Origin of the sequence: Catenovulum maritimum, from assembly GCF_001050375.1 — a bacterium.
GTDB classification, from domain to species: Bacteria; Pseudomonadota; Gammaproteobacteria; order Enterobacterales; family Alteromonadaceae; genus Catenovulum; species Catenovulum maritimum.
Genome location: NZ_KQ130487.1, coordinates 1 through 19,264 on the forward strand (window position 1 = coordinate 1; position 19,264 = coordinate 19,264).

General features: G+C 38.3%; 17 protein-coding genes and 4 tRNA genes. 8 read left to right on the plus strand and 13 right to left on the minus strand.

Annotated elements, in window-relative coordinates; all coding sequences use genetic code 11:
• The 6 genes from XM47_RS07515 to XM47_RS07540 all read right to left on the minus strand — a co-directional run.
• Nucleotides 1-429 (minus strand): GTP-binding protein (locus tag XM47_RS07515; protein ID WP_048691307.1); only part of this gene is annotated, 429 nt, incomplete at its 3' end.
• 81 nt (nucleotides 430-510) lie between these two features.
• Nucleotides 511-586 (minus strand) — tRNA-Thr (locus XM47_RS07520).
• Nucleotides 587-590: 4 nt separating this feature from the next.
• A tRNA-Gly gene (locus tag XM47_RS07525) sits at nucleotides 591-665 on the minus strand.
• A 28-nt stretch (nucleotides 666-693) separates the two neighbouring features.
• Nucleotides 694-778: transfer RNA gene (locus tag XM47_RS07530), tRNA-Tyr, on the minus strand.
• 21 nt (nucleotides 779-799) lie between these two features.
• Nucleotides 800-875 (minus strand) — tRNA-Thr (locus XM47_RS07535).
• A 139-nt stretch (nucleotides 876-1,014) separates the two neighbouring features.
• Nucleotides 1,015-1,413, minus strand: a complete 399-nt coding sequence (locus XM47_RS07540) for a transmembrane 220 family protein (RefSeq protein ID WP_048691308.1) — start codon at nucleotides 1,411-1,413, stop codon at nucleotides 1,015-1,017.
• 99 nt (nucleotides 1,414-1,512) lie between these two features.
• Between XM47_RS07540 and XM47_RS07545 the strand changes: the two genes are divergently transcribed.
• Complete coding sequence (locus XM47_RS07545; protein ID WP_077066507.1) at nucleotides 1,513-2,565, plus strand: aldo/keto reductase; 1,053 nt, start codon at nucleotides 1,513-1,515, stop codon at nucleotides 2,563-2,565.
• Here XM47_RS07545 and XM47_RS07550 read toward each other — a convergent pair.
• From XM47_RS07550 to XM47_RS07580, 7 genes are all read right to left on the minus strand, one after another.
• Entirely contained in the window at nucleotides 2,547-3,197 is a 651-nt protein-coding gene (locus XM47_RS07550; RefSeq protein ID WP_149865479.1) for a hypothetical protein, read from the minus strand. The genes XM47_RS07545 and XM47_RS07550 overlap by 19 nt on opposite strands.
• Nucleotides 3,198-3,336: 139 nt before the next feature.
• On the minus strand, nucleotides 3,337-5,055 hold the full coding sequence (locus XM47_RS07555) for a putative bifunctional diguanylate cyclase/phosphodiesterase (RefSeq protein WP_048691313.1): 1,719 nt from the start codon (nucleotides 5,053-5,055) through the stop codon (nucleotides 3,337-3,339).
• A gap of 266 nt (nucleotides 5,056-5,321) precedes the next feature.
• On the minus strand, nucleotides 5,322-6,074 hold the full coding sequence (locus XM47_RS07560) for a type III pantothenate kinase (protein WP_048691314.1): 753 nt from the start codon (nucleotides 6,072-6,074) through the stop codon (nucleotides 5,322-5,324).
• On the minus strand, nucleotides 6,071-7,120 hold the full coding sequence (birA, locus tag XM47_RS07565; RefSeq protein ID WP_048691316.1) for a bifunctional biotin--[acetyl-CoA-carboxylase] ligase/biotin operon repressor BirA: 1,050 nt from the start codon (nucleotides 7,118-7,120) through the stop codon (nucleotides 6,071-6,073). The genes XM47_RS07560 and birA overlap by 4 nt, the downstream gene beginning before the upstream one ends.
• A gap of 13 nt (nucleotides 7,121-7,133) precedes the next feature.
• Nucleotides 7,134-8,177 carry a UDP-N-acetylmuramate dehydrogenase gene (gene murB, locus XM47_RS07570; protein WP_053084527.1) on the minus strand — a complete coding sequence of 348 codons (1,044 nt, stop codon included), beginning with the start codon at nucleotides 8,175-8,177 and terminating at the stop codon, nucleotides 7,134-7,136.
• Nucleotides 8,177-9,448 carry a CRISPR-associated protein Csx16 gene (gene csx16 / locus XM47_RS07575; protein ID WP_048691317.1) on the minus strand — a complete coding sequence of 424 codons (1,272 nt, stop codon included), beginning with the start codon at nucleotides 9,446-9,448 and terminating at the stop codon, nucleotides 8,177-8,179. Before csx16 ends, murB begins: the two co-directional genes overlap by 1 nt.
• A 95-nt stretch (nucleotides 9,449-9,543) precedes the next feature.
• Nucleotides 9,544-9,975 carry a DUF3859 domain-containing protein gene (locus XM47_RS07580; protein ID WP_048691319.1) on the minus strand — a complete coding sequence of 144 codons (432 nt, stop codon included), beginning with the start codon at nucleotides 9,973-9,975 and terminating at the stop codon, nucleotides 9,544-9,546.
• 237 nt (nucleotides 9,976-10,212) lie between these two features.
• Here XM47_RS07580 and XM47_RS07585 point away from each other — a divergent pair, with 237 nt between their 5' ends.
• From XM47_RS07585 to XM47_RS07615, 7 genes are all read left to right on the plus strand, one after another.
• A complete protein-coding gene (locus tag XM47_RS07585; protein WP_048691320.1) occupies nucleotides 10,213-10,401 on the plus strand; it encodes a hypothetical protein in 189 nt (62 codons plus the stop codon).
• A 312-nt stretch (nucleotides 10,402-10,713) separates the two neighbouring features.
• Nucleotides 10,714-11,688, plus strand: coding sequence for a tRNA dihydrouridine synthase DusB (gene dusB / locus XM47_RS07590; protein WP_048691321.1), 975 nt, complete (start codon nucleotides 10,714-10,716; stop codon nucleotides 11,686-11,688).
• A gap of 15 nt (nucleotides 11,689-11,703) precedes the next feature.
• Nucleotides 11,704-11,997, plus strand: coding sequence for a DNA-binding transcriptional regulator Fis (gene fis, locus XM47_RS07595; RefSeq protein WP_048691323.1), 294 nt, complete (start codon nucleotides 11,704-11,706; stop codon nucleotides 11,995-11,997).
• Nucleotides 11,998-12,082: 85 nt separating this feature from the next.
• The gene (gene purH / locus XM47_RS07600; RefSeq protein WP_048691325.1) at nucleotides 12,083-13,669 is read left to right on the plus strand and encodes a bifunctional phosphoribosylaminoimidazolecarboxamide formyltransferase/IMP cyclohydrolase; all 1,587 of its coding nucleotides are present in this window, start codon (nucleotides 12,083-12,085) and stop codon (nucleotides 13,667-13,669) included.
• Nucleotides 13,670-13,852: 183 nt separating this feature from the next.
• Complete coding sequence (locus tag XM47_RS07605) at nucleotides 13,853-14,707, plus strand: class I SAM-dependent methyltransferase (RefSeq protein ID WP_048691326.1); 855 nt, start codon at nucleotides 13,853-13,855, stop codon at nucleotides 14,705-14,707.
• A 49-nt stretch (nucleotides 14,708-14,756) separates the two neighbouring features.
• Entirely contained in the window at nucleotides 14,757-16,043 is a 1,287-nt protein-coding gene (purD, locus tag XM47_RS07610; RefSeq protein ID WP_048691327.1) for a phosphoribosylamine--glycine ligase, read from the plus strand.
• Nucleotides 16,044-16,367: 324 nt separating this feature from the next.
• Nucleotides 16,368-19,262: a sensor domain-containing phosphodiesterase gene (locus XM47_RS07615; protein ID WP_048691328.1), complete on the plus strand. Its 2,895-nt coding sequence runs from the start codon at nucleotides 16,368-16,370 to the stop codon at nucleotides 19,260-19,262.
• Nucleotides 19,263-19,264 lie beyond the last annotated feature (2 nt).

Genomic DNA, 19,264 nt, shown 5'->3' on the forward strand with positions numbered 1-19,264 from the left:
GTCATCTACCATATCACATTTGTTCATGAATACGATGATGTAAGGTACACCAACCTGACGTGATAACAAGATGTGCTCACGTGTTTGTGGCATTGGGCCGTCTGCAGCTGATACTACTAAGATAGCACCATCCATTTGAGCAGCACCAGTGATCATGTTCTTAACATAATCCGCGTGTCCAGGACAATCTACGTGTGCGTAGTGACGGATTGGCGTGTCATACTCAACGTGTGAAGTATTGATTGTGATACCGCGCTCACGCTCTTCTGGAGCATTATCGATTGATGCGAAATCTTTAGCTTCACCACCGTGCACTTTTGCAAGTACAGTAGAGATTGCTGCTGTTAAAGTTGTTTTACCGTGGTCAACGTGTCCGATTGTACCAACGTTAACGTGCGGTTTCGTACGTTCAAATTTTTCTTTAGCCATCTTAGGACCTCAAATATTCGTCGATGAGCAGTATGCTCAATACAATTTCAAGAAAAACACGCCACGGAAATAGAACAGCTCTGGTGCTGATACCCAGATTCGAACTGGGGACCTCACCCTTACCAAGGGTGTGCTCTACCAACTGAGCTATATCAGCGATTTGGAGCGAGCAGCGGGAATCGAACCCGCATCATCAGCTTGGAAGGCTGAGGTAATAGCCATTATACGATGCTCGCAATCTAGAGATGAACTCATGCGTGAATATGGTGGAGGGAGCTGGATTCGAACCAGCGAAGGTAGAACCGTCAGATTTACAGTCTGATCCCTTTGGCCACTCGGGAACCCCTCCTAAAACTTTTCCATTTTTGACTGGTGCCGACTGCCGGAATCGAACTGGCGACCTACTGATTACAAGTCAGTTGCTCTACCAACTGAGCTAAGTCGGCACTATCAAAAAGTTGCCGCGAAGTTTATTGAAAGCTTTGGGTTGTTGCAAGGTTTTTTTGATAAAAAAAACATTATTTTATCTTTTCGCTGATATTTCGAACAATGGCGTCAATTTATGCTGTTTATTTATACAAAACATCATCTAGGGTCTAACGACGTTTGTTTAAAAGCTAGAAAGCTAAACCATAAACAGACTAATAATAAACCCAGTGATTCATTACTTTGTTGCAACATAGCACCAGTCAGCTCATCAAAAATTTTCATTGGGTTTAATTGTTGTGGCTGTAAATTACCTTGCTGGTCTTGTAATTTAAACAATAAACATCCCCAGAATAAGCCACAAAACCAATTAATATATTGCTTAACCCTCTTATATTTAATTATTGCAATGCTCATTATTCCAGCGGCCCAGTACAAACATAGCCATATCCACCAGTCACTGTTGCCATATTGACTTCTATCATTTATCTGTAAATAGCCGAACACTACAAAAATACATCCAATACTAATATTGAGTCCTACATTAAACTTTGACATTAATACCCTATTCTTCTGATTTAATTCATTCTTGAATTATTGAACTTTTCGCTTAACAATATCAATCCGTTATTTTATAAATTGTTGACGAATTCTTATATGCAATACATTAACCTTGGCAAAAGTCAGATACAGGTTTCTCAAGTTTGTTTAGGTACTATGACTTGGGGTGGCCAAAACTCTCAACAGCAAGCTTTTGAGCAACTAGATTATGCACTTAGTCAGGGGATCAATTTTATTGATACTGCCGAAATGTATTCTATTCCGCCTAAACCTGAAACATCTGGCTCGACTGAAACCATCATTGGTAATTGGCTCAGCCAAGATCCAAGTCGCCGCGATAAAGTTATTTTAGCGTCAAAAGCAGTTGGTCCTGGCATTAATTGGATAAGAGAAGGCAGCCCCCTCACTAAAGAAACTGTAAAACACGCACTTGAACAATCTTTAACTCGATTAAAAACAGATTATCTAGATTTATACCAAATACACTGGCCCAATAGAAATTCCCCACATTTTGGCAAGCACTGGCCTAATAGATTAAATCTTTCTGCGGTTGATTCTGCGGAGCAAACAGACATGATGCTAGCCATTCTTGAAGCATTAGATGAATCAATTAAAGCCGGTAAGATAAGGGCATGTGGCTTATCCAATGAAACGCCCTGGGGTATCAACCAATTTTTAAAATTAAGTGAAGCACATAATTTAGCAAGAATAGTCTCCATTCAAAATGAATTTAATTTGTTGCACCTAAAAGACAACCCTTATGTACTTGAAACCTGTATTAATGAAGGCGTTTCATATTTACCTTGGTCGCCACTTGCTGGCGGAGCGTTAACGGGTAAATATGTTAATGGCGCGCGACCGAACAATACTCGCTGGTCTATGGTTCAACGTAACGGTCTATTTAGAGATACACTGCATACTGACAAAGCAATTATCGCCTTTAAGCAAGTTGCAGATAAATATAAGCTCAACTTAGGGCAAATGGCATTGGCTTATATTTATCAATTTGAAGGGGTTTCATCCACTATTATTGGTGCGACATCTGTCGAACAGCTCAAACAAAATATCCAAGCTTATTCGATGACACTAGAGCAAGAGGTAATTGATAGTATCAATCAAGTGATCAAGAGCTACCCAATGCCATTTTGATCTTTTGCCGTTTGATATTTAACCGCTTTATAAACGCAGTGCACCAAAATCTTACCTTTTTGGTGTCTTGCTGTTTGCTTCAAGCTCGTTAATTTTACTTTGGCTTTCGCGCTACTAATAATACTTGACTCAACCTCAGTTTGACTTGTCTCGACATCATTATTTTTTTGATAACTCTCTCTAATTGTCGCTTCACTTTCTAGCGTAACGCCAAAGTATTCAGTTGCTTTTTGTTTCGCTAGGCTTTCACAGGTATCGAGGCCTTTAGTTTCGCCTTCATCGATACTTAATTGCTGACTAACAATAAACTCAAGCTCTGGATTTTCAATAATAAAACTGCTCGAAGATATTCCCGCTTGGGTAGTAGAAAAATTTATCGCAAGCTGTTGATATAAACTATTGGCTCGGCTGGTTTCTCCTAACAAACTCAAGCTGTCAGCTTTTAACATAATTAATTGGGCTTTTTGTTCTTGGCTATAGCTATCTGGGTAAACATTCAGTGCTCTATCAACTTTACGAATTGCTTCATAGTAATCTGAGTTAGCGAATGCCTTATAGGCTCCTGAGACCACACCTCGGCTCGCACAAGCTATTAATAAAACACAAGAGAACATTATTATCGTTTTCTTCAACTTTCTGTCCTTAAAGTTAAAAGTGGTGGGATTCTTTGATGGAAGTATTGTATACATGAGAGAGCGATTCGGACAAAACATATTTAAGATATCCAAATTTATTACTAAGTTCTGACTATCAGTTATCAATTTTTTAAATTTATTTTCCCCACTGTATCTCCAAAAATTTATCCAAGCTCAGAGGCTCATAAAAATGAAAGCCTTGATAATAATCTATTGGTAATTGGCTACAAAATTTAGCTTGGGCTTCTGTTTCAATGCCTTCAACAACCACTTCCAGTTCTAATGTTTTAGCCAACTGAACAATAGCGGATAACAGTTTTTCTGCTTTTTCATTTTCTCCGACACCAACTAAAAAGGTTGAGTCTATCTTCATCACATCTATTGGAAATAGCCTTAAGTGATCAAAAGATGAAAAACCAGTACCAAAATCATCTAACGCAATATAAACATTCAGATTAGATAATTTGCTAAGTAATACCCCTGCACTTTCAGGAGCGCCAATTAGTGTGTGTTCTGTAATTTCAAATTCTAAGCAATTAGCTGGGATCTGATAGTGTTTAATTGCAGCCTCAACAAAATTAATAAAACTATCATCTTGTAACTGTATCGCGGACAAATTAACTGAAATCGTAAACCGATTTTGATTTAATTGTGGTTGCTCTAGCCAGTGTTTAATTTGTTTACAGGTATTTTCAATTACCCAATTACCAATTTCACACATATAACCCAACTCTTCCGCGAGCGGTAAAAAGGCTTTAGGTTGAAGAACGCCCAAATCAGGGTGATTCCAACGAAGTAAAGCTTCAATCTTACCTAAACTCAAGTTAGCAGGCCGCAACAAGGGCTGATAGTAGAGTTCAAGTTGGTTTCTTTCGATTGCTTGGCTAAGATCATGCTCAATTTTACCTTTCTTAATGACCTCTTCGTGCAAGGTGTCTGTATAAAATTGACTCTGGTTTTTCCCTAAGTGTTTTGCACGGTACATTGCAATGTCAGCACATTTTAATAGGTCTTCCGCATTGTTTGCGCAAGTCCCATATACAGCTGCGCCTATGCTAGTTGATATTTTAAATTGATTTCCACCCAGTACGATTGGCTGGGATAATGATTGATAAATACGCTCAATAAGCTGCATGTAACGTAAGTTGGCATCTTTATCTTCAATTAAAATAACGAATTCATCGCCACCAAACCGAGCAAGAAAATCGCTATTTCTGACGACCTGACCTAATCGTCTCGATACTTCAACCAATAGTGCATCGCCGGCGCTATGCCCCAAGGTATCATTAACTTCCTTAAAATTATCTAAATCAAGTAACAACACAGCTAGCTTGCCTGACCCCCTTTCGGCTCGTGCTACCGCGTTATTCAGAGTCTCTTCTAAAAAATATCGGTTTGCTACTCCGGTTAAATTATCTTTCTCAGCTAATTGTTTTAACGCTTCTCGGCTTTGCTTTAATTTAACTTCTAACTCATACCTGTGTTGGGCTTGTTCCACCAATCTTAACAGTCGCTTTGCTGTCACTTCGTTCTTTAATAAAAATTCTTGGGCACCTGCTTCTAAAGCATGGCGCTCTAATTTAGCGTTCTCAACTCCAGTTAACATCACTATAGCTTTATGATCTGTGCTGCTTTGACGAATCTTCTTTAGCAGTTCAATCCCATTCAAATCCGGTAAACGATAATCCAGTAAAATAATATCAAATGAAGTTTGATCTATTTTCTCCATAGCTTCAGTCGCACTACTCGCTTTACTAATTGTAAAGTTTTGAGCCGCACTATTTAACGCTCTTATAATGCTTAATTGATCAACTTCATCGTCATCAATAATTAACAAACTAATGCTCGAATACATAAGGTTTTGAACCCGAAAGGTAAATTCTGCACAAAAAGAAAAGGCTTCACACCTAACAATAAACTTGTCACAAAGATGGTTACTATCTTATATAAGGTAGTATCTAGTTCGCTGTGCTGCAAATTCAATCAATTATAAATTGCGCTATAGTAGCGTTAGCGCTCAGGTTGTAAGATATAAAGCTTTACCGTTAAAGAGTATGCTAAGAGGGAAGTAGAAGTGAGTAAGGAGAATAGCAAACAAGTCAATCTCCAGTGATGTGATAGTTAATCAGACAAATACTCGAGCATTCCAAGAAAAACTAAATTGGTAACAATTTTAGCAGGGACCTGCTCTTGTTGTAATAGCTCTAAATATAGCTGAGCGTCGCCACCTGCCAGTAAGATTAAAGGTTTTTCCCCTGTTATTTGCTCGTTATATTGAGATTTAATCAACTGTATATGACTGGCATACAAAGCATTATAAACACAATCTTCTGTGACTCTTCCTAAACTAATACTAATAGGGTTTAATTGTTTCAGTTCGATCTTTCCCGCTCTATTCGCCAAACTTTCCGCGCAAAAGTTAACATTAGGTAATATCCATCCTCCTTGGTGATTACCTTGTTTATCAACCACATCTAAAGTAACTGCCGTACCGGCATCAATCACAATGAAGGCTTTATCTGTAGTTGCTTTCGCACCAAGCATAGCAAGCCATCTATCAACTCCTAAACGAGTATGTGCCTGATAAGCATTGGTTAAACCGTACGCTTGAGTTGGAGTAGTAATGATTTCCAGCGCCAGTTTAGGGTAGATCTCCTGAACGCTCGATTTAATTGCCTTTTGATTTGCTTCGCTAGCTACGCTGGCCATTAAAATTCTATCTGGTTTTAGCCCAACTAAAGCTTGCTCTTCGATTGAGTGAATGATTGGCGCTGAGGAAAAAAATCCACTCGCTTGATGTTTTTTATTTTCTATCACGTCACACCAAGCGTACTTTGCTTTAGTATTCCCTTGATCGATTAATAACACTATCATTCAACAGGCCTTAGTGAAATCTCACCGCCACTAATATTAAGTAAGCCCTGCTCAGTTTGAAGCAATAATTCGCCTTGTTCATTAATCCCTTGTGCAATGCCAGTAATCACCTTTTCCGCGCTAATAATATTTACGGCTTGATCAATATACCTGTCGTATTGCGGCCACAGCTGAGCGAACTTGGTAAAGCCCTGCTGTTCAAAAATAGCCAAAAAGCTTTCCAGTTTAGGTATGATAATGAGTAACAAATGGGTTCGGTCGACCACTTCACCTTTATATTGCGATAAACTTGTCCAAGCTTGATCAATCTGCTCAGTACCATCATCATTGAGTGGCATATTTACATTTAATCCTACCCCTATAATGACATCACAAGGCGCATCAAATGTACCTTCTAGCTCGACTAAAATGCCACCTAACTTTTTACCATTTAAATACAAATCGTTAGGCCATTTTAATTCAACAGGAAAATTAAGTTCTGAAAGGGCTTCTGCAAATGCCAACCCCACTACTAAGCTCAAGCCAGAGAGTTCAGATAATGCGGCATTAAATCGGTAACCTAAGCTTAGATAGCAATTTTGAGCATAGGGTGAGTGCCAAACTCGCCCTCTACGCCCGCGTCCTTGGGTTTGTTTTTCAGTAGTGGCTAAAATGGGTCGATGAAGCGTAGTTTTGAATAAAGTTTTCACGGTTTCATTGGTTGAAGTCGACTCAACTTGATAATCGAATAAAAACTTAGCATTAATCAACTCACCTTCCGCAGCGCCATCCAACTCAGATTTTAACTGGTTAACATCATAAGGGCGTACGTACTCTGGAAAGCAATAACCTTTACCTGACACTGAATGTATTGCAACGCCAGCTTGACGTAGTTTATTGATCCAATTAGAAATGCTAGCACGACTAATGCCAAACTGATTAGCCAAGGCTTGACCTGAATGAAACTGGTTATCCGCTAAAGCATCTAATAAAGCCAAATTTTTTTCGGCTTGCTTTGTATTTTGGCCAATAACTAGGCCTAAATTTTTCTCTATTGTATTTTCCATTGTCATCATTAGCTCAGTAGTCTAAGGCGTCAAGAAAGGCGACTGCATCAACCTCCCCTTGGGCACGAATAAACCTGACTTCAGGTTCTAACCAAATCCCATATTGTTGAAAGACTTGTAACCTAACATACTTAGCCAACTCAGCTATTTGCTTACCGTCCGCTTTTGCATTATTTACTATCACCAAAGCCTGCTTGTCATGAATAGCCGCTTGACCTAATTGAAATCCTTTTAGTCCCGTTTTATCGATTAAATAACCCGCAGCAACTTTAACTTGATCTGAATCTAGGATCGGATAGACAGGCAAGTTTGGGTCGGATTGTTTCAATTTTTCAGCTTCTGCTGTGGAAATGATAGGATTTTTAAAGAAACTACCTGCATTTGGTATTTCGTTTGGATCTGGTAGTTTTTGTGTTCTTACTTGGCAAACTAAGTCAAAAATTTGTTTTGCTGATGCATCTAGATTAAGTTGATTCAAAGGGGCATAGTTAAGGTTAGCTTGCCAATTTTTAGTTAAATGCAATGTCACTTGGTGAATTAAATATCTCTGTTTCAATTTATGCTTAAATACCGAATCTCGATAGCCAAACTGACATTCTTCATTCGATAAAGTAAAAGCAGTCCCATCACAGCTTGTCTGTTTTTCGGTAGCCGACAAGTCAATCACATCGACTTGGTAGCAAAAGTCGCTAAATTCAACGCCGTAAGCACCTATATTTTGGACAGGTGCAGCGCCAACGGTTCCCGGAATCAAAGCTAGGTTTTCCAAGCCATAAATACCCAAGTCTAACAATCGTATAATGGTTTGATGCCAATTTAACCCAGCACCTAACTCAACGACATAATGTTCAGACGTTTCACTCAACCTAAAGGTTTGGTTGCCGCTCAGTATTACTTGACCATCAAAACATGAGTCGACAAAAAGTAAATTAGAACCTGAACCCGCAATTAAAAATGCTTTTTCACGATCAAACAAATGAGCTTGCTCTGGCCAGAGTATTAATTGTGACGCATCAGCATCAACCGCAAACGTATTGTTTATTGAGTATGCCGTCATTAGATATTTTGCTGCCTGTATTCCATTTTATAAACTAAAACGTCGTTTAGATTATTTGTGTCAACATATTGAAACTGCATTTTGTTATGCAAAGTGGCTAATGCTGCTGCAACACTATTGAGTGATTTACCACCCGTAATATCAATTAAAATTTCTTCTTCTTGCAGTTTATGATTATCGACCCAATTATTTGCGATTTTTAAGTAAGCATTGTAATAGGCTTCAATATCATTGGGCGGGATAGGTACAGGGTAATGCTCAAAACAAATATTTCTAAATTCAGGGTATATTGAGAGAACTTTTAAGGCATTACTTATAAATGGATAAGTACCCGGTGAGATGCGTTCAACCTTACCTTCTCTATTTTTTATACTACAATCTTGCGAACCCAGAAGTGAAACTCGCTGCAACAAAGCATCATGACCGACAGCTTGCGACCTAATCGTACGTAAAATTAATTCCCATTGAATTTTTAAAGGTTCGAGTAACTGAATATCTTGCTCTAAATCTCCGCTTAATTTAACTTCGATAGGGTCACCATATTTCTGCTTAATGAAAAACCAATCACCTTGCTTGTGTTCGAAACGAAAACCAGAAGAAAGACTTAAAATAAGACCTGCATATCTTTTATCTTCAGCTTGTCTTTTTACATCTCGGATAGGGATCCAGTTCTTAGCCTGTAACCTAAGCGCCCATGAAGCCCACATGAATAAACAAAGGCCAAAACCTAGCTCGATAATCCAATAAATAGTGTAATGCTGTTTAAACCATTCTTTATCTAAATCAAACCAATGTTGTAGCTGGTTTTGAAATAACAATATACCAGATAACGCATCGGCAAAACTGGCAACTCCAGCGGCTGTTAATAACGCATATAACGCTAATTTAAAATCAGCTTTACGAATACCTAGATGCTTTTTCTTTATACGCTTAAACTTGGCTGCCAATTTAGCGCTACTTGATTTAACTAAGGCTGGTAATGCAGGTTTGGTTAAGCTATTAATGTAAAATTTTTCTAATTTAGGTTGAGCTAACTTAAATTGTTCAAATTCATAAGTCATAGCGTGGTGTGGCGAAGTCGACAAATGATAAAATTCTGCCCCTTTATCACAAATAGCGGCAGCTAAATGTACGGGTAATTCACCATAGATTTGATCACCCGCATTAATATTTTTAATATCTATCTCATCAACAAACTCATCTATATGAGTCACATTTTTATATAACCACTTTCTCGCACCTGGATGTGGGGTCACTGCAATTTTTGTCATGCCCTTACCTGTTATTCTTATATTTTAAGGTCGGATTTTTATCGCCCGCTGCAATTTTCATAATGGCGCTATTTAAATACTGACTAAGACTTGAATTAATAACCACGTTTTTTCCAAAATGTAACTTCGTTATTTTCGGCTTCTAAATACAAATTAAATGTTTTTTCTGCCACTACTTTGCCTTTTAGCTCTATCGTCATGCGCCAATCACCCAATTTATTTTCTATTGGCGCCCAAATCGTATCACCTAGATAAAAATCCCAATTATTATTGCCCACATACTCTTCTCCATCAAAGGGCGGCATGATCTCACCATCTTCATTTGGTATATCTGGATGATTAATACAATATCGAATTTTTTCACCTTTGGCTTTTTTAAAATTAACCACCATACCAAATTCAACATCTATTTCAGCAGGTACATCTGTGGAGAAGTCCTTCACTTTTGGTAATTTTTTACTTTTTTCTTGCCAACTTTCGTAGATACCGTAGCTCGCAATTTCAACTTGGTGTTTTAATTTAGACATCTATTTCCATTTTGATAGTTAATTGATCAACATCATTAATTTTTAATAATTAACTTGGATTTATTGCCCTGGTTAATTACAATGTCGCCAATTTTACGCATTATACCTAAATCTACCAAGCTCGCTGATTCATTTTATTAGCGAATCGGTGTAAAAACATTTTAGAAATGCAGATTTAAATTTCCCAACTACACTTGTTGCAGTTGAGTTATCTTTACCTTACAGCAGAGAAATACAATGGAAAATATCATTAGTGCAATCGAAGTGAACGCCACTTTACTGACTTTAGCCTTAGCAATTACCTTTATTGTATTAGGTGCAACTGAAAAAGCTGAAACTCGCGACCAGTTAATTATGGCGCGTGTAGAATACGCATTTTTTGGTATTTCAAGTTTAATTGCGTTTTTAGTATTCTGGTTAATCTAAACCAAGTAAAAGCTCAAGTCTAATCACTCAATAATAAAACCGCTTTAATGCGGTTTTTTTATATCAAACTGAAAAATTAAAGCAGCTCGCGTTCATTCTTTGCATAAAAGATTTCAATTTTCTTTTACTTTAGCCCACCTTTTTTTACAAATAAGCAAAAAATATTTCAGTTTTTTTTAAATTTATTGCTGGAATAATCTTGACAAAAAAAAATCACTATTGATTAAAAAATAGGCATTGCACTCTAACTAAAAATAGTTAAACTAGCCGCCCTTTTCAGCTAGCGCCGTGTTTAGATAATCGATTTTCATCATGCAAATTGGCAATTATAAACTTTCAAATCCATTGGTGCTTGCGCCTATGGCTGGTGTAACCGACAGACCTTTTCGACAGATTTGTCGTCAATATGGTGCTGGGTTAGCCGTTGGGGAAATGCTTTCAAGCAACCCTAAACTTTGGGCAACTGAAAAATCAAAATTTAGAATGGATCACACTGGTGATACAGGTATTCGCTCTGTACAAATTGCAGGCTGTGATCCCGATTTAATGGCTGCGGCCGCACAACATAATGTATCGACTGGTGCTCAAATCATAGATATAAATATGGGCTGCCCTGCTAAAAAAGTTAATAAGAAATTAGCTGGCTCTGCTTTATTACAAGACCCAGTATTAGTTGAAAAAATTTTACAAGCTGTTGTGAACGCCGTTGATGTCCCTGTCAGTTTAAAAATAAGGACAGGCTGGGATCCGGAAAACAGAAACGGTGTACAAATAGCGAAAATTGCTGAGCAAGCAGGTATCCAAGCATTAACAGTGCACGGAAGAACAAGAGCTTGCCTATTTAAAGGCGAAGCTGAATTTGAAACTATTCAGCAAATAAAGCAAAGCATTTCAATACCGGTTATTGCCAATGGTGACATTTGTTCACCAGAGCGCGCAAAGCAGGTATTAAATTTGACCGGTGCAGACGCAATCATGATAGGTCGCGGTGCACAAGGTCGCCCATGGTTATTTAATCAAATTAACCATTATTTAGAACATGGTGAAGTGCCCGAGCGGCCATCAATTAGGGAAATTGGTGATCTAGTGATACGTCACATAGATGCAATGCATCAGTTCTATGGCAACGAAAAAGGCTATCGTATGGCGCGAAAACACGTTGCTTGGTATTTAAAAGAATTAAACGCAATGGATGGCTATCGTAAAGAATTTAACGCTATTGTAGATGCCACCGAGCAACTCGACAGCTTAAATTTATTTTTTGAAAATCTAGTCAATAACAATTAGAGAAGAGCAGTTATTATGTTTGATCAAAATGTTTCTCCTGTACTTACAACGGGTACACCAGCAGCTACTCAAGAGCAAAACCAAAAGCCATTACGCGCTTCTGTAAAGCAAGCAGTGACTAACTACTTGTCACAATTAAATGGTCAAGACATAGATAACTTTTATGACATAGTTATCTCTGAAGTTGAAGCTCCTTTATTAGAAGAAGTTATGCTTTATACCCGCGGCAACCAAACTCGTGCTGCAAACATGTTAGGCATTAACCGTGGTACTTTACGTAAAAAGTTAAAAAAATACGGCATGAACTAAGTAATACATGTTTTAAAAAGCACCGTTAGGTGCTTTTTTTGTTTCAAACTATTCAAATTAATCGCTTTAAGGTAAAAAACATACAATGGATAATGCACGACCAATCAAACGCGCTTTAATCAGCGTTTCAGATAAAACTGGTATTGTAGAATTTGCAAGTCAATTAGCTGCAAACGGCGTTGAAATATTATCAACGGGTGGTACTTTTAAATTACTTCAACAAAACCAAATTCCAGCAACCGAAGTTTCTGATTACACTGGCTTTCCAGAAATGATGGACGGCCGAGTTAAAACTTTACATCCAAAAGTTCACGGTGGCATCTTAGGTCGTCGTGGTCAAGATGATGCGGTTATGTCTGAGCATGGCATTCAAGGCATAGATATGGTTGTGGTTAACCTTTATCCATTCGCTAGCACGGTTGCTAACCCTGATTGTTCGTTAGAAGATGCGATTGAAAATATCGATATCGGTGGTCCAACTATGGTTCGTTCTGCAGCGAAAAACCATAAAGACGTTACTATTATTGTAAACGCGTCAGACTATGATCGTGTTATTGCTGAAATGAAAGCAAACGAAAGCTCTTTAACTTACCAAACTCGTTTTGATTTAGCGATCGCGGCGTTCGAGCACACTGCAGCTTACGATGGCATGATAGCTAACTACTTCGGTAAAATGGTACCTGATTACCATGAAGAAAAAGCAGAAGGCAGTCAATTCCCACGTACTTTCAACGCTCAGTTCATCAAAAAACAAGACTTACGTTACGGTGAAAACAGCCACCAAAACGCGGCTTTCTATGTTGAGAAGAATGCACAAGAAGCTTCGGTTTCTACAGCTAAGCAATTACAAGGTAAAGCATTATCTTATAACAACATAGCGGATACAGACGCCGCACTAGAATGTGTTAAAGAATTCAGCGAAGCAGCTTGTGTAATTGTTAAGCACGCAAACCCTTGTGGCGTGGCATTAGGCGAAAATATTTTAGCCGCTTACGAAAAAGCATATCAAACTGATCCAACATCAGCATTTGGTGGCATCATAGCATTTAACCAAGAGCTAGATGCAGAAACAGCTGAAGCGATCATCTCTCGTCAGTTTGTTGAAGTTATTATTGCACCAAAAGTTTCAGCTGCGGCACTAGAAGTTGTAGCTGCGAAACAAAACGTTCGCGTTTTAGAATGTGGTGAGTGGTCTACAACAACAACAGAACAAGATTTAAAACGCGTAAATGGCGGTTTATTAGTTCAAGACAGAGACCAAGGTATGGTTGGCTTAGACGACTTAAAAGTTGTAAGTAAAAAGCAACCAACTGAAGAAGAATTGAAAGACTTATTATTCTGTTGGAAAGTCGCTAAATTCGTTAAATCGAACGCAATTGTTTACGCTAAAGGCAACCAAACAATCGGTGTTGGCGCTGGCCAAATGAGCCGAGTATACTCAGCTAAAATTGCAGGCATTAAAGCAGCCGATGAAAACTTAACAGTTGCAGGTTCTGTAATGGCATCTGATGCATTTTTCCCATTCCGTGATGGTATAGATGCAGCAGCAGAAGCAGGCATAACGGCAGTTATTCAACCAGGCGGTTCAATGCGCGATGAAGAAGTTATCGCAGCAGCAGATGAGCATGGCATGGCAATGGTATTTACTGGTATGCGTCACTTCCGCCACTAAAATACATTGAGAATATAAGTAAAGCTAAGGCGCTAAGGTGACTTAGCTTTATTTTTCTTAACCTTTAACAAGTCTAAGTTCATTGTTATATTTTTTGTATTTGATTTTTCTTAGCAGTTTTAGTTTATCTAGTTTATGATTCTGTTCCACTCTAATAACCAAATAAACGAAAAGTCTAGACCTATGACAACTAAAACATTTAAGCTCAGTTGTATCCTGCTATCTTGCGCTTTAGCAGCCTGTTCGTCTACCTCAAATATCAGTTCAAGTAGTGATAGTAAGCTAGTAGAGTCGATAAAATCAGCAGATACTTCACATCGAAGCCAAGCAAATTCGGCAAGAGACCAGTATAGAAACCCGATCCAAACACTCGACTTTTTTGAGCTAAAACCAGAGCATACCGTGGTTGAAATTTGGCCTGGGGCTGGTTGGTATAGCGAAATTTTTGCGCCTTTATTAAAACCAAGAGGCAAATATTACGCAGCACATTTTCCAGCTAATAGTCCAATCAAATACTTCACTAAAAACTTAAAAAAATATAACAATAAGCTTAATAGCTCAGCTGTGTATCAAAATGTTATCTTGACTGAGTTTAACCCTGCGGTTTCAGCCCAAGATGCTCAAATTGCACCTGACAACAGTGCAGATAGAATATTCACCTTTCGAAATTTACATAACTGGTATATCAATGGCGGTGAAGCTGCTGCAATTAATGCCTATAAAAGTTTTTATAAAGCATTAAAGCCTGGCGGCATATTAGGTGTTGTTGATCATAGGATGCCTGAACACCAAGACCAAGCTAATAACAAAAGCTCTGGCTATATAAAACAAAGCCTAGCAATAAAATGGGCAGAGCAAGCAGGTTTTGAGTTAGTTGCAACCAGCGAAATAAACTCGAATCCAAACGACACAGCTGATCACCCTAAAGGGGTTTGGACTTTACCACCCGCTTTAAGATTAGGTGAACAAGATAAAGCTAAATACCTAGCAATAGGTGAAAGCGACAGATTCACATTAAAATTTAAAAAACCAATTTAGAATATACAAACCAAGCTTGCTCAGCGACTTGGTTTAGATAGAGGTAAAAATGAAAATATTAGTAATAGGTAATGGCGGCCGTGAACATGCACTAGCATGGAAAGCAGCTCAATCAGCTCAAGTTGAAAAAGTTTTTGTCGCACCTGGTAACGCAGGTACAGAAATCGAAGATAAATTAGAGAACATCTCAATTGCGGTTGATGATATTTCAGCACTAGTTGATTTTGCAAAAAATAATGATATTGAGCTAACTATAGTTGGCCCTGAAGCACCATTAGTTATAGGTGTTGTTGATGCATTCCGCGCTGCAGGATTAAAAGTGTTTGGTCCAACCGAAAAAGCCGCTCAGTTGGAAGGCTCTAAATCATTCACTAAAGATTTCTTAGCGCGTCACGACATTCCTACCGCTTGGTACCAAACCTTTACTCAAATTGATGAGGCCCTTGCTTTCATTGAAGAAAAAGGCGCGCCTATCGTTATTAAAGCTGATGGTTTATGCGCGGGTAAAGGCGTAATTGTTGCTATGACAAACGAAGAAGCAAACGATGCAGTTAAAGATATGCTCGCAGGTAACGCATTTGGCGATGCAGGCAACCGCGTAGTTATCGAAGAGTTTCTAGAAGGTGAAGAAGCTAGCTTTATCGTCATGGTCGATGGCAAAAACATTCTACCTATGGCCACAAGCCAAGATCACAAACGTGCGTTAGATGGCGACCAAGGTCCTAACACTGGTGGTATGGGCGCTTATTCTCCAGCTCCAGTAGTAACAGATGAAATGTTCAATAAAATTATGGATCTAGTCATTAAACCTACTGTTGAAGGTATGGCAAAAGAAGATAACCCATATACTGGTTTCTTATATGCTGGCTTAATGATTGGTGCAGATGGCATTCCAAAAGTAATCGAATATAACTGTCGTTTTGGTGATCCAGAAACTCAACCTATCATGATGCGTTTACAGTCTGATTTAGTTGAACTTTGTTTAGCTGCTGAAGCACAAAAATTAAATGAAAAAACAGCTGAGTTTGATCCGCGCCCTGCTGTGGGTGTCGTGTTAGCCGCTGGCGGATATCCGGCTGCGTACAACAAAGGTGATGTTATCAGCTTGCCTGAAGATGAAGGTGTTGATAGCAAAATTTTCCACGCTGGTACAGCGATGAAAGACGGTAAAGTGGTAACAAATGGTGGCCGTGTATTATGTGCAACCGCTATGGGTAACTCTGTTACTGACGCCCAGAAAAAAGCTTATGTTTTAGCGAATAAAGTTGACTGGAAAGATGTATCAAAACGCAACGATATTGCTTACAGAGCGATTGCTCGTGAGCAAGCTAAGTAGCCCTAAGCCATTGCTAGAACAGCGCAAACTGTTATAACAAATCGCTTTTAGAGTAAGCTAATCTAACCTGATTAGCTTACTCATTTTATATTAATTATCTCCAACTCCCCTCCTCCTATTCAAATTAAATTTAAGTTTTCATTTTTTAATTTATTCGTCTAAGTCATTATTTAGCATAAATAAACACTCAAAATTTAGCGCAAACTCTATTCTTTACTATACTCGATTTAAGTCATTTCGGCGTTTTAGCTGCCGTATCCGCAAGCTCTTCGACCAACAATTAATAAATCAGAGCTTAATAAACCTAACAAAGGTCACTTTTAAATGTTGATTGCGCTTTTTTATCTAACATCTGGGCTTATGGTCGCAACCTGTGGTTTTATGTTTATCACTGCAACCTATGCCCAACGCCCTCAACTTAAAGCAATTTACGCAAGTATTGGTATAATTTCTGCTATTTTTGGCGCCTATCAATTTACCTCTGGTTTATACTTTTCCACTAAAGAATTAGAAAGCTCAGTCATAATGCTCAGGCTTCAAACGGATTTAGTCTTCCTTTTGCTGCCTGCTTTTTATCTATTTATCGCACTGTATAGTCAACAAAAATTCTGGCAATTCGGCCTACTCATTTTGTCCTGTTTATGTGTTTTTTTAATCATACTCAATCATCAAGAAATCTATACCATGAGATTTGCAGATACAAACAAAATCCAATTAGTCGAGTTCTCAAATTTTGCTCAAACTGATTTATATAAAGTAATTGGTGATACAGGACAACATAGGTGGTTAATTGGTGCGGTATCTGGTCTCTTTTGTCTCTGGTCTATCTTACGCTGCTTCATTGCATGGCAACATGGTCGAAAAGTATTTTCAGCAATTGTTACTTTATTCATTTTGCTTTTGTTTTATAGCAGCTATTGGGGACAATTAATCGACCACAGCTTAAATAACAATGTATATATAGCTGGTTTTGTGGGTTGCTTTATGTTGTTAACTTTAAGCTTAGTCGTTGCATTCGATAGCTCGAAAAAGCGAAGTCAGTTAAAACAAAGCCAAATAGAGCTACAAAAAACGAATGCAGCTAAAGACGTTATTTCGCTTGAGCATGAAAAGCTATCTCAAGTATTTATGCAAGCGCCAGTTGCAACTCTGCTAGTTGATATTCAAGGAAAGGTTGAACAACATAATAGAAACGCTGAAATGCTCTGGCAAAGTAGCGATTTTTCTAACTTAAATGTATTTGATTTTCTAGAGGAGCTAGGTGTTAAAGATAACATTTTGGAACTAATCTCAATTCAAGATTTGGTTAAGCTAGGTCCATTCAATATCACACCTAGCAGTCAAATAAAGCACCTTTCCGTTACGCGATCTGAGTGGTTTCAGCTAAATTTATTCGCGCTCAATCGAGATAAAGAAAACCTCAGCCGATTTGTGCTTAGGCTCGAGAATGTCACGGATAAAATGTATGTTGAAAATGCGCTAAACTTTATCGCAGCAGAAGCACACCATAGTACCGCAGAGCAACTCGCGATTCAGATGGTACAAAACTTATCTCGCATCATCAGCTCAACCTATGTTTACATAGCGCTCAAAAAGCAAAATAATTTAGAAACGCTAGCGGTTTGTGTCAACGGTAATATCACACCCAATATCTCATTTAAATTACACAACACACCGAGCGAAGCCGTTTTTAGTAACAGAGTCATCAGCTTTCCCAATCATCTAAAACAATCATTTAGCCAAAATGATGAGTTACAAAAATTAGATGTAGACAGCTATATTGGCGCACCTATTACCGTCGATAGTAAAGTCATTGGTGTAATAGCGGCTATGAATTCACTCCCCTTCTGTAGCGTCTCTTATCTTAATCAAGTGATGACGATTTTTGCTAATCGCGTCAGTAGCGAGATGAAACGCTATCAAACAGAAGAAAAAATCAAGAAAATGGCCTATGAGGACTACTTAACCCATCTTCCGAACAGAGCCGTTGCGCACGAAAAAATACAAGATGCATTAAATCATGAAAAAACAGTCGCTTTACTATTACTAGATTTAGACCAATTCAAAACAATTAATGATGCCCTTGGTCATGATCTTGGTGACGAAGTCATTAGAACCATAGGGAATAGATTGAGACAAAACCGTCCTCTTAATGAGTTTATTGCTCGAATTGGCGGAGATGAGTTTGTCGTCATCTTTGATACCCCGCCGTCAAATTCAACTACATTTATTGAAAAAATAGCCAATGAAATAAACGAGTTAATTCATCAAGAAATTGATATTGGCGATCATATGCTGGAAATGACTGCAACCATAGGCGTTGTATTATTGCCAGATAACGCCAGTACAGATCTTGATGCTTTTAGAGTGGCGGAAATCGTTTTAAACAAAGCAAAACAAAACAATCGCGGTCGTTTTCTAATTTATCAGCCTCAAATGGACGAGGAAGTCAGCGAAAAGCTGAATATAACAACAGGGTTAAGACAAGCTTTAAGTAATAATGAATTTGAACTCTATTACCAAGCTCAATATAACCAAGCAGAACAAATTGTCGGCGCAGAAGCCTTAATTAGATGGATACACCCAGAAAAAGGCATGATACCGCCATTTAAATTTATTCCGATTGCCGAAGAAACAGGGCTCATAAACCAGATAGGTGATTGGGTATTAAAAACAGGCTTTGAGTTTTTAGCTAATAACCCTAACTTTAGAGGAAACTTATCACTTAATGTCTCGGCATGGCAATTTGCCCGCCCTGATTTTGTGCCATCTATGCTAGCCATGATTTCAGAGGCTCAAATCGATGTAACCCAGATTACGCTGGAAGTGACAGAAAGCGCTGTATTAACAGATATAACAGAAACAATTAAAAAATTGTCTGAGATAAGATCTCTTGGTATCAAGGTCGCTTTGGACGACTTTGGGACTGGTTACTCCTCACTAGCTTATTTAAAAAACCTACCATTGGATATTTTAAAAATAGATAAAACCTTTATCGATGAACTAGAAACGAATGATAGACCTCCTTTACTAGAGTCTATGCTTTCTATTGGCCACCATATGGGCTTAAAAGTTGTTGCCGAAGGGGTCGAAACTCAACTTCAATTAGCCAGATTAATACAAATGAAATGCCCTGTATTTCAAGGTTATTATTTTGCTAAGCCTGTGCCTAAAGCTGAGTTTTTAACACTAATCAATCAAGAAAAGGCCATCAGCTAGGT

Coding starts and splice junctions, on each gene's coding strand:
- XM47_RS07615 (WP_048691328.1), top strand. CDS start 16,368: ATGTTGATTGCGCTTTTTTATCTAACATCTGGGCTTATGGTCGCAACC.
- XM47_RS07540 (WP_048691308.1), bottom strand. CDS start 1,413: ATGTCAAAGTTTAATGTAGGACTCAATATTAGTATTGGATGTATTTTT.
- XM47_RS07585 (WP_048691320.1), top strand. CDS start 10,213: ATGGAAAATATCATTAGTGCAATCGAAGTGAACGCCACTTTACTGACT.
- XM47_RS07605 (WP_048691326.1), top strand. CDS start 13,853: ATGACAACTAAAACATTTAAGCTCAGTTGTATCCTGCTATCTTGCGCT.
- murB (WP_053084527.1), bottom strand. CDS start 8,177: ATGACGGCATACTCAATAAACAATACGTTTGCGGTTGATGCTGATGCG.
- XM47_RS07560 (WP_048691314.1), bottom strand. CDS start 6,074: ATGATAGTGTTATTAATCGATCAAGGGAATACTAAAGCAAAGTACGCT.
- birA (WP_048691316.1), bottom strand. CDS start 7,120: ATGGAAAATACAATAGAGAAAAATTTAGGCCTAGTTATTGGCCAAAAT.
- purH (WP_048691325.1), top strand. CDS start 12,083: ATGGATAATGCACGACCAATCAAACGCGCTTTAATCAGCGTTTCAGAT.
- XM47_RS07580 (WP_048691319.1), bottom strand. CDS start 9,975: ATGTCTAAATTAAAACACCAAGTTGAAATTGCGAGCTACGGTATCTAC.
- csx16 (WP_048691317.1), bottom strand. CDS start 9,448: ATGACAAAAATTGCAGTGACCCCACATCCAGGTGCGAGAAAGTGGTTA.
- purD (WP_048691327.1), top strand. CDS start 14,757: ATGAAAATATTAGTAATAGGTAATGGCGGCCGTGAACATGCACTAGCA.
- dusB (WP_048691321.1), top strand. CDS start 10,714: ATGCAAATTGGCAATTATAAACTTTCAAATCCATTGGTGCTTGCGCCT.
- fis (WP_048691323.1), top strand. CDS start 11,704: ATGTTTGATCAAAATGTTTCTCCTGTACTTACAACGGGTACACCAGCA.
- XM47_RS07545 (WP_077066507.1), top strand. CDS start 1,513: ATGCAATACATTAACCTTGGCAAAAGTCAGATACAGGTTTCTCAAGTT.
- XM47_RS07555 (WP_048691313.1), bottom strand. CDS start 5,055: ATGTATTCGAGCATTAGTTTGTTAATTATTGATGACGATGAAGTTGAT.